This is a genomic window from Herbaspirillum rhizosphaerae (genome assembly GCF_046025915.1).
Taxonomy (GTDB): domain Bacteria; phylum Pseudomonadota; class Gammaproteobacteria; order Burkholderiales; family Burkholderiaceae_D; genus Herbaspirillum; species Herbaspirillum rhizosphaerae_A.
This window is the reverse complement of the sequence record NZ_JAQQFR010000014.1, coordinates 69,458-82,253: the sequence shown is the minus strand read 5'-3', so window position 1 is coordinate 82,253 and position 12,796 is coordinate 69,458. Positions and strand designations below refer to the sequence as shown.

The window sequence follows — 12,796 nt, the reverse complement described above, 5'->3', positions numbered from 1 at the left end:
AATAGAAAGTCATGCCGAAGATACATTGTCTGCCGAAAGTGCTGGGGTTATTTACAACAAGAAATCATGACTGAACCGTCTTCTGATCACGTCACCCCGGCGCCAGTGCAACAACACGCCCACGACTTTTTTTTGGCACGACAGCCGATCCTCAATCGCGAACAGGAATTGATCGGCTACGAGTTGCTATTCCGCAGTGCCGCCTTTGGCCCCGCCAATGTCAACGATGACGTGTCCGCGACCGCATCGGTGATCGCGCATGCGTCCGAACTGGGTCTCAACAACGTCATCGGCAGTTTGCACGGCTTCATCAATGTTGATGCCACCGTGCTGATGAGCGACTTCATCAATTTTCTGCCGTCTGACAAGGTCGTGCTGGAAATTCTCGAGACCGTCAAAGTCACTCCTGAGCTGGTCAAGCGCGTGACCGAATTGTCCCGTGCAGGCTATGTGTTTGCACTCGACGATGTGATCGCAGAGTCTGAAGACATCGCTCAGTTGCTGCCGCTGGTAAAAATCATCAAGATCGACGTCATGGAGCTCGACGCCAGCAAGCTGCTCAAGCTGAGTGTGCACTTCAAGCGCGCCCAGAAGATGCTGTTGGCCGAAAAGGTTGAGACGGTTGAGCAATTCCGCGATTGCGTGACCTTCGGTTTCGATTACTTTCAAGGCTATTACTTTGCCAAACCGGTGATCCTGCAAGGTAAAAAACTGGAAGCGTCGAAGATCGTCATCATGCATATTCTGACGCTGCTGGTGCGCAACGTCGATAACGGTGAAATCGTCCGCTACATCAAGCGTGACGTGGCATTGAGCCTGACGCTGCTGCGTCTCGTCAATACACCTGTATACGGTTTCATGAAGCACATCGATTCGCTTGGTCAGGCGTTGATCGTGCTGGGACGCCGCCAATTGAAGCGCTGGCTGCAGATTCTCTTGTTTGCCAATACCGAAAAAGAGAAGCATTCGCTGTCGCCGCTGCTGATCCTGGCCGCGACGCGCGGCAAAATACTGGAACTGATCACGGAAAAAGTGCGGCCTGGTCGCCGCAAGATGTCTGAAATCGCCTTTACCGTCGGCATCATGTCTTTGGTTGACGCCTTGTTCGGCATCCGGATGGAGGCGATTCTGACTCAGATTACGGTCAGTGAAGAGATCCGCGATGCTTTGCTGTTCCGCACCGGTTTTTATGGCGAGATCCTGCAATTGGCGGAGTGGACTGAAAAGGCCGACAAAACCGTAGCAGAGATGAATGATTTGCTGACCGGCCTGCAGTTGTCCGTAGAAGAGTTCTACGCTCTGGAGACGGAAGCCTTTGAGTGGGGCAACAATATCTCCACCAATATGGGTCACACACCAGCGAAGAAGACGGAAGACGCGGATACCAGCAGCGTCTCCGAGTGAATACATAAGCCATCTTGACGGGCCGGCAGATTTGCTAAATCTGCCGGCCCGTTTTGGTTGGGATCTTCGCAATAACTTGAAGCGGCTTAGTTATCCGCCCCGATCACGCCGCCTTGCGGCGTATTTTTTTATCAGGCGCATCAGGCGGTTACTCTGGCCCTTGCTGTTAAACCAGCGCGCCTTGAAGCCTGTCCACCAGTTGCGACGCATCGCGGTGAAGGCTGTCATTCCGGCTTCGACTTGTTGCCATGCCTGCGTAGCGCGCAGCTGGGCAATCATCTTGTCCTTGAATCTCAATACCGCATCGCGGCATCGCACAAACCATGGGAGGGTCAGTAATGCTTTTTGCGTCAATGCGTACAAGCGTGCTACCAACGCGGTCCCGAGTACCTTGGCGGTGATGATGATAACGAGTCCAAGCGTAGGGTGACCATGGGCGATGGAGAGCAGGGCGAGAATCTTGACCGGCAGCAGTAAGAGGCTGGGAAGCACGAAAATTGCCAGTGCAGCATAAGGTGAGAAATTACCGATCCAGGATTCGAGGCGGGCGATGAACGGGATGAGCGGCAAACGTGCAAACAGCCGCTTGCTGGCATTCCACAACCATTCTTCGAACAGCAGGAGAATCGCCGCGGTATAGATGAAAGGCGCAAGCAGGTATTTTCTGATCTTGTGCGACAAGGATTGATCCTTATGGATGCGGAGAGCTTGCTAGATATATGTTGGGCAAGCGCCGGAAATACAAGCTGTTCCGCATCAGGCAAGGCCTTGGTGATCGTGGATCGTCTTTAGCCTGCCAGACTTTAGCCCACCTGACGCTGCTTGATCAGGCTCAGCCAGCGATCTCCCCATTTTTCATCGCTCATACACGATGCGTAGTCGGTGACGGTACGGGCGGCACGTTCCAGCAACTGGATGTCGGCTTCATGCTGGCGGGCAACATGTGGGTCTTCCAGGAACAATACCCGGCGGCATTCGTGCTCCAGGATCAACTCGGCAATCTGCGCATCGCCACCAAGCGGTCCGCTGAGAAATGGTTTGACCCAGTTGCGTCCGGCTTCGCCTTTGATTTTCATCGCCAGCTCGTTCAGCAAGCCGCCGGTGGTGCCGGTGGCGCAGCGGAAGGCAAAGCTGTCGAGCACTTCAAAATGACGCTCGGCCAGCGCCAGCATGCGTGATTTCATTGAATCATGGGCAATCAGTGCGATGCCTTCCTTGCTGAGATCGAAATAAGGATCCAGCTTTGGGTCGGGGGCAGCGCCGCTGGCGATGGCTTCCAGCTCAAACCATTCGCGTGCGCCGGCCATCGTTGATAAAAAAGGTTTGCCGTGGATGACACACTGGCGCTTGAGTGCAACCGCTTCCGGAAACGTAGAAGAAGGATCAACCGGATCGATCAGGTAGATGATCGCATCCAGTTTGCGCGCCGGATCGCTGTCGACGACGCGTGATACCAGTTTCATCAGTCCACCCTGGCGTCCATAGGGGAAACGCTCGATATGCGGATAGTTTGGCAGCAGGCCGAGATGACCGATGGCGTCGAGTGTTCTGCCGACGACGACCAGTTCCGGTTGCAAGGCTTCGATGCGTGCGCGTGAGCCTTGCAGCAGCTGAACCAATGCAGAGTTCGGGGCGTCTTGATGGGCGCGGTTGGCGGCCAGACCGATGCGATAGCGAGTAGTGGTGGACATGGAGGTGACTGATGGAAGCGTTGTGGAAGCGTGGTTTTTTAGGGCTTGAATGCAGTGCAGGTGCTGCCGTGTGAATATGAGTTATCAGCGAAAAGCGTTCTCGGCGACTTTAACATACCGCTACAATGATGGACATACCGGCCGGTCTGCACCAAGTGAAATATGCAAGTGAGAACATGAATAAAGCATTCGTAAAAGAATCCGATGGCGACGATGATGATGAACTGGCGTTGCCGGCGATTCCGCCTGGGTCAAAGAATTACATGACGCCTCAAGGACACAAGCGTATCAAGGACGAGCTGCTGCATCTGATCGATGTCGATCGCCCGGAAGTCGTACGCATCGTCCACTGGGCAGCTTCCAACGGCGACCGTTCCGAAAACGGTGACTACATTTACGGGAAGCGCCGCCTGCGCGAAATCGACCGGCGTATCCGCTTTCTCACCAAACGTCTGGATATCGCAGAGGTAGTAGATCCGACTATCCATCACGGCAATGATCAGATTTTTTTCGGTGCTACCGTGACCTATGAAAATCAGGATGGCGTCGAACACACCGTCACCATCGTCGGCATCGATGAACTGGATCCGCTCAACGGCAAGATCAGTTGGGTGTCGCCGGTGGCACGCACGCTGACCAAAGCGCGCGAGGGTGATGAAGTGACTTTGCAGACGCCGGCCGGCGTCGAGCAGTTGACGATTCTTGAAGTGAGCTATCCGGCCCCGCAAGCCTGAGTGCGCCGTCCCAATTGAGATCACTCGCGGTAAGCGTCTGCGCGGGATGCGCTTGTCGACACGGACTTGTTGCAGGCTGCATGCAGAGTGAACACGTGGAACGAATCCTGCTTCGCTGTGTTGGTGTAGCGTCATCATCCCGGTGTCATATTCAGGGCTTACTGTTCAGACCCCACTGTGCTTGCAACCGAATTCTGTTTTTGATTGAAAAGGTAAGTTCATGTCCATCGTGTACGCCAATCTGAATCATCCGCAGCGCGTTGCATTGGCCGCAGAAGTGCACTCGCGACCGTTTTTGCACCTCAAGGCCCCCGAGAGTCTGACGCATCTGGCCGTGTATGTGCGCGACCAGGCGGCTGACGCCAGTCGCCATGCTGTATTCCAGCACGCCTTGCTGACGGACTTGTGCGTCCATTTTGGTGTGACTGCACCTGGCGTTGATGCCAAGCATTTCTACCATGACTTCGGGCGCTTTCGTCTGAAGTGGGAGTGCCATACGGAATTTGCCACCTTCACCTTTGCGCAGCATCACGAGTCGGCGCTGACGATCGACGAAGCATTTATCGAAGCGCCGCTCAAGCATGTGCCGCAGCAATGGTTGTTGGCGTTGCAAGGCAAGATCATGGTGGCTGCACATGTAGTGCTGGAGCGCGTGTCGAAAGAGGATGAGGAAAACGGTGGCTGCATATCCAGCATGCAACGACTGTTCGAAGGCAAGTTGCTGTCGTCGAGCAAGGTGCTGCAAGGCGGTGAGATCTGGACCGACTTCCTGATCCAAGCGGATGGCTTCAGTCGCTTTGTGGTGCGGGATATCGATCTGCGCGACATGCAGGGTGGCCGTCTGGCGCAGCGCATTCTGGAAATCGAAACTTACCGCATGATGGCCTCGCTGGGCTTGCCGCATGCGCAGCAGGCTGCGCCGGTGTTGAGCGCAATTGAAAGTGATCTGGCAGCCCTGACGGCAACGATGGTCGATATGGATCACAGCAGCGGCAATCCCGAGCAGACGCAGGCTGAGGATGAGCGGATTCTGCGCAAGATTACCGGACTGGCCGCTCGCATCGAGAAGATGTCGCTGGAAAACAGCTATCGTTTTTCGGCCTCGCAGGCGTATTTCCGGCTGGTCAAGGCGCACATCGAAGAGTTGCGCGAGAGCCGTGTGGAAGGCGTGCCGACTATCGGCGAGTTCATGGAGAGACGTCTCGCTCCGGCGATGGATACGTGTACCTCGGTAGCGCGCCGGCAGGAAGCATTGGCCGAGCGTATCGCTCACACCAACGATTTGTTGCGCACGCGTGTAGGGATCGTGCAGGAGCAGCAAAACCGTCAGATCCTGGAGTCGATGAACGCTCGCGCCGCGCAGCAATTGCGGTTGCAGCAGGCGGTGGAGGGTTTGTCGGTGGCGGCAATTTCCTACTACATGGTTGGCTTGTTCGGTTATGCAGGCAAAGCCTTGAAGGCGGCAGGAGTACCCATTAATCCCGATATTGCGACCGGCGTGATGGTGCCGGTATTTGCGGCAGGCGTGTGGTTGGGACTAAGACGATTGCACAAGACCATGCACGATGCTTGAGTGAACCTGCTGCTGAGGCGGTTTTCCCGCACAAAGCGAAAAGCAAAAAATTAAAAGCCGGATCTTATGGATCCGGCTTTTCTATTGCAGAGACAAAGATCAGACGTTTGCGCTGATTTGTTCCTGTGCTTGAGCGATGGCTTGCTTGGTCTTTTCTTCGCCCATCGACACACCTTCAGCGATCACCAGTTCGACATCGGTGATACCGAGGAAACCCAGTACGCCACGGATATACGTGCCCTGGAATTCCAGTGCTTGCGCAGGACCTTCCGAATAAACGCCGCCGCGCGACAGGATCACGATAGCGCGCTTGCCGGTAACCAAGCCGGTTGCGCCTTTGTCCGTATAGCCGAAAGTGCGGCCGACGCGGCAGATATGGTCAATCCATGCCTTGAACGCCGACGGTGGTGCAAAGTTATACATCGGGATGCCGATGACCAGCGTGTCGGCAGCCAGCAATTCATCTACTAATGTATCGGACAAGGCGATGATCGATTGCTGTTCGGCGCTGCGCTTGTCAGCAGGCGTGTAATAGGCGCCGATCAGCGCTTCGGTGATGTGCGGGAGAGTGTCTTTTGCCAGATCGCGGCGGACGACTTTGCCGCCGACGTTCTTGGCTTGCCACTGCTCAGCGTAAGCTGCGCTCAGTTGGCGGGTGATGGAGCCGGTGAAGCGGGCGCTGGAGTCGATGTGAAGAAGAGTGCTCATGCTTGTTCCTTGGAAAGTTGCCTTGGATGAATGCTGCGTCGGTGTCGCGGGAGTAGCGATGGATGGAATATAAAGCCTTTCCAATCACATCAATAGATGGGAGAATTTGATTTCACTAATCCATTTATGGAATGAATCATGCTGGATCTGAACGATATCGCTGTGTTTGTCCACGTTGTGCGCGCCGGCAGTTTTGCCGCCGCCGGCCGCCGTCTCGGCATGCCGTCCAATACCATCAGCCGGCGTCTACAACTGTTGGAAGAGAGTCTGGGAGTACGCCTGCTGCAGCGTTCTACGCGTCAATTGAACATGACGGCGGCCGGGCGTGAGTTTTTCGACCGCTGTGCGCCGGGGATTGAAGATATCCAGCAAGCGGGGGCGACACTATCAGACGGTAATCGTGAGCCAAGCGGTGTGCTGCGTGTTGCGGCACCCGCCGATTTTTTCGATAACTTTGCCATGGAGTGGGTGGGTGAATTCATGCAGCGCCATCCCAAGGTGCAGCTGGAATTTGTTCTCAGCGACGAGCGTGTCGATTTGATCGCCGAGGGCATCGATCTGGCGTTTCGCGCCGGACAGTTGCCTGATTCCAGCCTGGTGGCCCGGAAACTCGGCGAAAGCTATCGCGGCTTGCTGGCTAGCCCGGCCTATCTGAAAAAGCATGGCATGCCGGTAACGCTGGAAGAGTTGGCAGAACACGATTGTCTCGCTGCCGCCAATACCGTACAAGCCGCTCTATGGCGCCTGGAAGGCCCTGCAGGAGTCGAAAGCATACGGATAGCGCCGCGCCTGTGTATTAACACGGCACAGGGCTTGCTGCGTGCTACGCGTGCAGGATTGGGGATTGCTTTGCTGCCGACGATGGTGGCTGCCGAAGACTTGCGACGCGGCAGCCTGGTCGCCATTCTGCCGCAGTATCAACGTGACCTGAGCGGCATGTATGCGGTCTATCCCAACCGGCGGCAATTATCGCTGGCAGTAAGCGCCTTGATTGAATACGTTGCGGAGAAGGTCAAGCACGGTGCTTGTGACGGCACCCATCGGGAGATGCGTTTCGCAGTTCCTGAGGCGCAGGAGGTGCTGGGGGTGCAGGAGCCAGAGAAAGCGCCGCAAACGCAGAAAGCGGCATAGTCGATATCCGCTCAAATAGCTGGATGAGGCCGAAAAAGTGAGAGTCAAGAAAGAATCAACAAGGCGGAACGCGTCAGCGCCGCCTTGTCTTGAGTTGACCGCTTAGCTGCGTTCGCGCAGGATGCGGGTCACACTATCGATGCTGCGAATGCCGCGCATGGTACGGGCCAGATGCACGCGGTCTTCAACCTGAATGGTGAAGCGCAGATGCTTCATCGCCGGATCTCCGTCGTCATCCATGCTTACGGAAACGATATGCGCATCGGCTTCGCCGATTTCAGCCGCAATGCGCGCCAACGTGCCTTTCTGGTTATGGACCAGAATGGTGATACGGCATTCAAAGCGGCGGTTCAGCTCGCCGGCCCAAGTCACTTCAATCCAGCGATCCGGCTCTTTTTCGCGATGCCGCTTAGCGGTTTCGCAATCTTCGACGTGGACGATCAATGCCTGGTCGTGCTTCAAATGGCCAATCAGCTTGTCGCCCGGTATAGGCAGACAACAGGCGGCGAGTTGCACAGTTGAGCCTTCGTTGCCGGTAATGACGACCGGGTCAGGCTTGCTCGGCAGGACATGGCCTTCGACATCGAGCTGCGGAATCGAACCGCCGCCTTCGGTCATGCCCATGATGTGACGCGCCACCAGCGGCGCCATGCGAGTGCCGATGCCGATATCAGCGTACAGCTCATCCATGGTCTTGGCGCTGGATTCGTTGAGCAGGCGCTCGATGATTGCCGACGGCAAGTCGGGCTCCAGACCGAGGGTATTCAGTGCGTTGGTCAACAGGCGTTTGCCGAGAGCCTGAGACTCGGCCAGATTGACCGTACGCAGACGATGGCGGATCGCCGAGCGGGCCTTGCCGGTGCGGACATAGCCGAGCCAGTTCGGGCTCGGGCGCGACGACGGCGAGGTAATGATTTCGACGATGTCGCCGTTGTGCAATTCTGTGCGCAATGGCGCAGGTTCGTGATTAATCACGACGGATGTCGTCTGATCGCCGATGTCGGTATGGATGTTGTAGGCAAAATCCAGTGCCGTCGCACCGCGAGGCAGGGCGATGATTTTCGACTTCGGCGTGAACACATAGACGGAATCCGGGAACAGATCGACCTTGACGTGTTCGAGGAATTCGGCCGAATCACCGGTTTGCTTCTGGATGTCCAGCAGCGATTGCAGCCACGCATGCGTACGCTGCTGCAGATCCGTCAGGCTGCCTTCGTCATCCTTGTAGAGCCAGTGCGCAGCGACACCGGATTCAGCGACGCGGTGCATGTCTTGCGTGCGAATCTGAAACTCTACCGGTGTACCGTAGGGGCCGATCAGCGTGGTATGCAGCGACTGATAGCCGTTGAGCTTGGGGATCGCAATGTAATCCTTGAACTTGCCCGGCATCGGCTTGAACAGCGAATGCAGCGTGCCCAGCGCAACATAGCAATTGGCAAAGCTGTCGACCACCACGCGGAAGCCATAGACGTCCAACACCTGCGAGAACGACAGATGCTTGTTGCGCATCTTGCGATAGATGCCGAACAGTGTTTTTTCACGGCCATCGACTTGCGCGGGAATACCGGCCGCAATCAGAGTGCTGGTGACTGACTCGAGAATCTTGGTCACAACTTCGCGGCGATTGCCGCGTGCCGACTTGACTGCCTTAAGCAGCGTGCGATGACGCAGCGGGTAGAGATGCGAGAACGACAGCTCTTGCAACTCGCGATAAATATTGTTGAGACCGAGGCGGTGCGCAATCGGCACATACACTTCCATGGTCTCGCGGGAGATGCGGCGTTTCTTATCTGGCGGCATCGACCCCAGCGTACGCATGTTGTGCAGACGGTCAGCCAGTTTGACCAGAATCACGCGCACGTCACGCGCCATCGCCAGCAGCATCTTGCGGAAGTTTTCCGCCTGCGCTTCGATCTGGCTTTGGAATTCGATCTTGTCCAGCTTGGACAGACCGTCGACCAGCGACGCCACTTGCGCGCCGAAGCGTTCAATCAGCTCATCCTTCTTTACTCCCTGGTCTTCCATCACGTCGTGCAGCAGGGCGGCCATCATGGCCTGCGCATCGAGCTTCCAGTCGGCGCAGATTTCAGCGACCGCGAGAGGATGAGAAATATAGGGTTCGCCCGACTTGCGCATCTGGCCCAGGTGCATCTCATCCGAGAAGCGATAGGCTTCCTTGACCTTCTTCAGTTCGGAAGGGGTGAGATATTCCTCGAGCTTGAGCGTCAGATGGGTAAACGTCGCCACGCCGCTGTGCAACGCGGGAGCAGGGTCTGCCGGGGGATTTTGCGAATTTTTCTTTGACGCCGAGCGTCCGGACGACGCTCGGGTGGTATTACTAGGAGTGCTAGATGCTGATGACGGAGAACCGAGGGTTGAATCTGTTGGTGTCAGGCTCATACGTTGGTGTTGTCAGCAGCATGGACGTGGGTCAAACTCAGGCAGGCACTTTTTTCAGCATCTCGATACCGACCTTGCCGGCTGCGATTTCACGCAGTGCGGTCACGGTTGGCTTGTCCTTGGCGTCCACTTTTGGTGTGTGACCTTGCAGCAGTTGACGTGCGCGATAAGTCGCAGCCAGAGTCAGCTGAAAGCGGTTAGGGATTTGCTTGAGGCAATCTTCAATCGTGATACGGGCCATAAATACTCCTGATTACTTGGTTCTTACATGGTTCTGGTTCAGCTTAAATCAAGCCCGATCCAGCGCGGTGGCGGCAATAAAACTTGCTGCTGCCTAGCTGCTGGCATGGATGCCCAGCTGAGTGAATAAGAAAGTGTTGCGCGCGGCTTGTTGCGGGAAGCGGCAACGCGCTGCTTTGACAATTGCCGTTAATTCCGACAAAGCGACTGCAAACTCTTGATTAATAATAACATATTCGAACTCCGGAGAGTGAGCGATTTCGCCGCCGGCCGCCAGAATGCGGCGTGTAATGACGTGCGGTTCGTCCTGTCCGCGCTTTTTCAGGCGTTCTTCCAGCGCTGCAATTGACGGCGGCAAAATGAAAATCCCGATCGCGTTCGAGAACTGCTTCTTCACCTGCTGTGCGCCTTGCCAGTCAATTTCCAGCAGCACATCGGTGCCGTTGGAGATCTGGTCGGCGATCATCAGACGCGAGGTGCCGTAATAGTTGCCGTGTACTTCGGCCCATTCCAGGAATTCACCTTCCGCCTGGCGCTTCAGGAAGTCGTCGGCGGTGGTGAAATAGTATTCGCGGCCGTGTTCCTCACCCGGACGTGGCGGGCGGGTGGTGTAAGAAATCGACAGTTTGATTTCCGGCTCTTGCTTGAGCAGGGCATTGACCAAAGTCGATTTGCCGGCGCCGGAAGGCGCTACGACCATGAACAGGCTGCCGGAGGTAGGATTTTTTGCGGGCATGGAATGCTCTCTCGTCGTTCTGATTGAATGTCTTTTTAAACTGTAACTATAGATGCTTATTCAAGCATTTACTCGAGGTTCTGCACTTGTTCACGCATCTGGTCGATCAGCAGTTTCAATTCCATTGACGCATCGGCGAGTTCTTTCATGGCCGCTTTTGAACCTACTGTATTGGCTTCGCGGTTGAGCTCCTGCATCATGAAATCCAGGCGTTTACCGACCTGGCCGCCTTTTTTCAGGATATGGCGGGTCTCGGTCAGATGCGCCGACAGGCGTGCGAGTTCTTCGGCGATGTCGATGCGGATGCCGTACAGCGTGACTTCCTGGCGAATGCGTTCCAGTACTTCTTCGCGCGGCAACGACGCTGTCGCGCCGTCCTTGGTCACGAGTCCAAGCGCTTCCTGCATGCGTTCGGTGGCTTTTTGCTGGAATTGCGCGACCAGTTGCGGCACCAGCGGCGTGATGCGCGCGACGATAGCTTCCATCGCATCGATACGGGTTTCCAGGACGGTTTGCAGGGCAGCGCCTTCGCGCGCACGGCTGTCGATGAATGCCGTCAAAGTTTCTTGCAGAGTCGACAGCACATCCGCTTGCAAGGTGTCCTGACCGATCTCGGCTTCTTCGATGACGCCGGGCCAGCGCAGCAATTCGCTGACCGTCAGCGGCGCTGCTTCGGCGAACTGCTTGCGAACCTGGCTTTGTAAATCCGCCAAGGTCGCCAGCAAGGTTTGGTTGAGTGCCTGGGTAGAGCCTTCCGCCACTTTGCGGCCAAAACTCAGGCGGCATTCGACCTTGCCGCGCGCCAGCTTGCTGATGATCGCTTCGCGCATCGCCGGTTCTACCGCGCGCAGATCGTCGTTGACGCGGAACTGCAAATCCAGAAAGCGCGAGTTTACGCTCTTCATTTCGACGGTGATTGCGCCGGCAGCGGTTTCACGTTTGGCGACGGCGTAGCCGGTCATGCTATAAATGGTCAATCGATTCTCCGGGTGTTGGCCATCCTGTTTGCACGGACGACCGGATGATTTGCTGGGAGCGCCGTGCGCTTCCTTTACAAACCGGCAATTTATCAAGACAATGCCGGTGAAAAATTTATTACGTCGCGTCTGCGGCCGGCTTAATCAAATAAGCCTGCTGACAACTGAGGCGTGATTGTATTTGGGTTTGGATAGCGCATTGTAAAAAGTTTGCCGGTTCTGCGCCACTACGCCATCAAAACCTGCTCTTCCGTATTGTCCTGAACACAACCATCAGGGCCGTCGCCCCCGATTTCTAGAGGAAACACATGACTGACTTTCAACGTCCCAGCGGACGCGCCACCTCCGATTTGCGTACCGTCCGCCTGACGCGCCATTACACCAAACACGCGGAAGGTTCGGTGCTGGTGGAGTTCGGTGACACCCGTGTGCTGTGCACGGCCAGCATTGAAGAAAAGGTTCCGGGATTCCTGAAGGGCAAGGGGCAGGGCTGGATGACCGCCGAATACGGCATGCTGCCGCGCTCGACGCATACCCGCATGGACCGCGAAGCCGCCAAAGGCAAGCAATCCGGCCGCACGCAGGAAATTCAGCGCCTGATCGGCCGCGCACTGCGCGCAGCTTTTGATCTGGAAGCCTTCGGCGAGCGCACGCTGCATCTTGACTGCGACGTCCTGCAAGCCGACGGCGGCACGCGTACGGCTGCCATCACCGGCGCCATGGTCGCAGCTTACGACGCGTTCTCGGTGCTGCTGGGGCGCGGTTTGATCACCAAGATCCCGGTCAAGAGCTTCGTTGCTGCCATTTCGGTCGGCGTCTATCGTGGTGTGCCGGTGCTGGATCTGGACTATCTGGAAGACTCCGACTGCGACACCGACATGAACGTCGTCATGACCGATGCCGGTCATTTCGTCGAAGTGCAGGGTACCGCCGAAGGCGCTGCATTTGACCGCGCCACCTTGAACAGCTTGCTGGATATCGCCGATAAGGGCATCAAGGAATTGTTGTCCCTGCAGAAACAAACACTGGGTCTGACAAAGTAAGCTGCTTCGATGTAGTTGCAAAGCAGTGTCGAAATAACACTTCTGCAACCGACAGAGCTCAGTTGCAGTTTCAGCAGCCTCGGCCGAATCCTTTTACAATCCCGACATGCCATGTCCGTTCTCTGCGGACATGGCGTTTTTACGTTTGCCATTCATCCG

At 56.2% G+C, this 12,796-nt stretch carries 12 protein-coding genes; 5 read left to right on the top strand and 7 right to left on the bottom strand.

The window, feature by feature from the left end; translation table 11 throughout:
• Positions 1 to 66 precede the first annotated feature (66 nt).
• Complete coding sequence (locus PQR63_RS19750; RefSeq protein ID WP_408169660.1) at positions 67 to 1,404, top strand: EAL and HDOD domain-containing protein; 1,338 nt, start codon at positions 67 to 69, stop codon at positions 1,402 to 1,404.
• Positions 1,405 to 1,494: 90 nt separating this feature from the next.
• Here the strand turns inward: PQR63_RS19750 and PQR63_RS19745 are convergent, their stop codons facing one another.
• Both PQR63_RS19745 and PQR63_RS19740 read right to left on the bottom strand, forming a co-directional pair.
• Entirely contained in the window at positions 1,495 to 2,085 is a 591-nt protein-coding gene (locus PQR63_RS19745; RefSeq protein WP_408169659.1) for a hypothetical protein, read from the bottom strand.
• A 122-nt stretch (positions 2,086 to 2,207) separates the two neighbouring features.
• Complete coding sequence (locus PQR63_RS19740; RefSeq protein WP_094564145.1) at positions 2,208 to 3,095, bottom strand: methylglyoxal synthase; 888 nt, start codon at positions 3,093 to 3,095, stop codon at positions 2,208 to 2,210.
• 176 nt (positions 3,096 to 3,271) lie between these two features.
• Here PQR63_RS19740 and greB point away from each other — a divergent pair, with 176 nt between their 5' ends.
• Positions 3,272 to 3,829, top strand: a complete 558-nt coding sequence (gene greB, locus PQR63_RS19735) for a transcription elongation factor GreB (protein ID WP_408169658.1) — start codon at positions 3,272 to 3,274, stop codon at positions 3,827 to 3,829.
• Between the two features lie 220 nt (positions 3,830 to 4,049).
• A complete protein-coding gene (locus PQR63_RS19730; RefSeq protein ID WP_408169657.1) occupies positions 4,050 to 5,402 on the top strand; it encodes a DUF3422 family protein in 1,353 nt (450 codons plus the stop codon).
• 99 nt (positions 5,403 to 5,501) lie between these two features.
• Here the strand turns inward: PQR63_RS19730 and PQR63_RS19725 are convergent, their stop codons facing one another.
• Positions 5,502 to 6,110, bottom strand: a complete 609-nt coding sequence (locus PQR63_RS19725) for an FMN-dependent NADH-azoreductase (protein ID WP_408169656.1) — start codon at positions 6,108 to 6,110, stop codon at positions 5,502 to 5,504.
• 138 nt (positions 6,111 to 6,248) lie between these two features.
• Between PQR63_RS19725 and PQR63_RS19720 the strand changes: the two genes are divergently transcribed.
• Positions 6,249 to 7,241, top strand: coding sequence for a LysR family transcriptional regulator (locus PQR63_RS19720; RefSeq protein ID WP_408169655.1), 993 nt, complete (start codon positions 6,249 to 6,251; stop codon positions 7,239 to 7,241).
• Between the two features lie 102 nt (positions 7,242 to 7,343).
• Here PQR63_RS19720 and PQR63_RS19715 read toward each other — a convergent pair whose 3' ends face one another.
• From PQR63_RS19715 to PQR63_RS19700, 4 genes are all read right to left on the bottom strand, one after another.
• Positions 7,344 to 9,641 (bottom strand): RelA/SpoT family protein, encoded by a 2,298-nt coding sequence (locus PQR63_RS19715; RefSeq protein ID WP_408169654.1) that lies wholly within the window; start codon positions 9,639 to 9,641, stop codon positions 7,344 to 7,346.
• Between the two features lie 37 nt (positions 9,642 to 9,678).
• A complete protein-coding gene (gene rpoZ, locus PQR63_RS19710; RefSeq protein ID WP_007881846.1) occupies positions 9,679 to 9,882 on the bottom strand; it encodes a DNA-directed RNA polymerase subunit omega in 204 nt (67 codons plus the stop codon).
• A 93-nt stretch (positions 9,883 to 9,975) separates the two neighbouring features.
• Positions 9,976 to 10,617 (bottom strand): guanylate kinase, encoded by a 642-nt coding sequence (gene gmk / locus PQR63_RS19705; RefSeq protein WP_007881848.1) that lies wholly within the window; start codon positions 10,615 to 10,617, stop codon positions 9,976 to 9,978.
• Positions 10,618 to 10,685: 68 nt separating this feature from the next.
• A complete protein-coding gene (locus PQR63_RS19700; protein ID WP_408169717.1) occupies positions 10,686 to 11,579 on the bottom strand; it encodes a YicC/YloC family endoribonuclease in 894 nt (297 codons plus the stop codon).
• Positions 11,580 to 11,902: 323 nt separating this feature from the next.
• On the opposite strand from PQR63_RS19700, the gene rph reads away from it, so the two are divergent.
• Positions 11,903 to 12,637: a ribonuclease PH gene (gene rph, locus PQR63_RS19695; protein WP_408169653.1), complete on the top strand. Its 735-nt coding sequence runs from the start codon at positions 11,903 to 11,905 to the stop codon at positions 12,635 to 12,637.
• Positions 12,638 to 12,796 lie beyond the last annotated feature (159 nt).

Excerpts from the sequence above, each read along its gene's own strand:
- PQR63_RS19720 (WP_408169655.1), top strand. The coding sequence starts at position 6,249 with ATGCTGGATCTGAACGATATCGCTGTGTTTGTCCACGTTGTGCGCGCC.
- PQR63_RS19740 (WP_094564145.1), bottom strand. The coding sequence starts at position 3,095 with ATGTCCACCACTACTCGCTATCGCATCGGTCTGGCCGCCAACCGCGCC.
- PQR63_RS19725 (WP_408169656.1), bottom strand. The coding sequence starts at position 6,110 with ATGAGCACTCTTCTTCACATCGACTCCAGCGCCCGCTTCACCGGCTCC.
- rpoZ (WP_007881846.1), bottom strand. The coding sequence starts at position 9,882 with ATGGCCCGTATCACGATTGAAGATTGCCTCAAGCAAATCCCTAACCGC.
- PQR63_RS19700 (WP_408169717.1), bottom strand. The coding sequence starts at position 11,579 with ATGACCGGCTACGCCGTCGCCAAACGTGAAACCGCTGCCGGCGCAATC.
- rph (WP_408169653.1), top strand. The coding sequence starts at position 11,903 with ATGACTGACTTTCAACGTCCCAGCGGACGCGCCACCTCCGATTTGCGT.
- PQR63_RS19730 (WP_408169657.1), top strand. The coding sequence starts at position 4,050 with ATGTCCATCGTGTACGCCAATCTGAATCATCCGCAGCGCGTTGCATTG.
- greB (WP_408169658.1), top strand. The coding sequence starts at position 3,272 with ATGAATAAAGCATTCGTAAAAGAATCCGATGGCGACGATGATGATGAA.
- PQR63_RS19715 (WP_408169654.1), bottom strand. The coding sequence starts at position 9,641 with ATGAGCCTGACACCAACAGATTCAACCCTCGGTTCTCCGTCATCAGCA.
- gmk (WP_007881848.1), bottom strand. The coding sequence starts at position 10,617 with ATGCCCGCAAAAAATCCTACCTCCGGCAGCCTGTTCATGGTCGTAGCG.
- PQR63_RS19750 (WP_408169660.1), top strand. The coding sequence starts at position 67 with ATGACTGAACCGTCTTCTGATCACGTCACCCCGGCGCCAGTGCAACAA.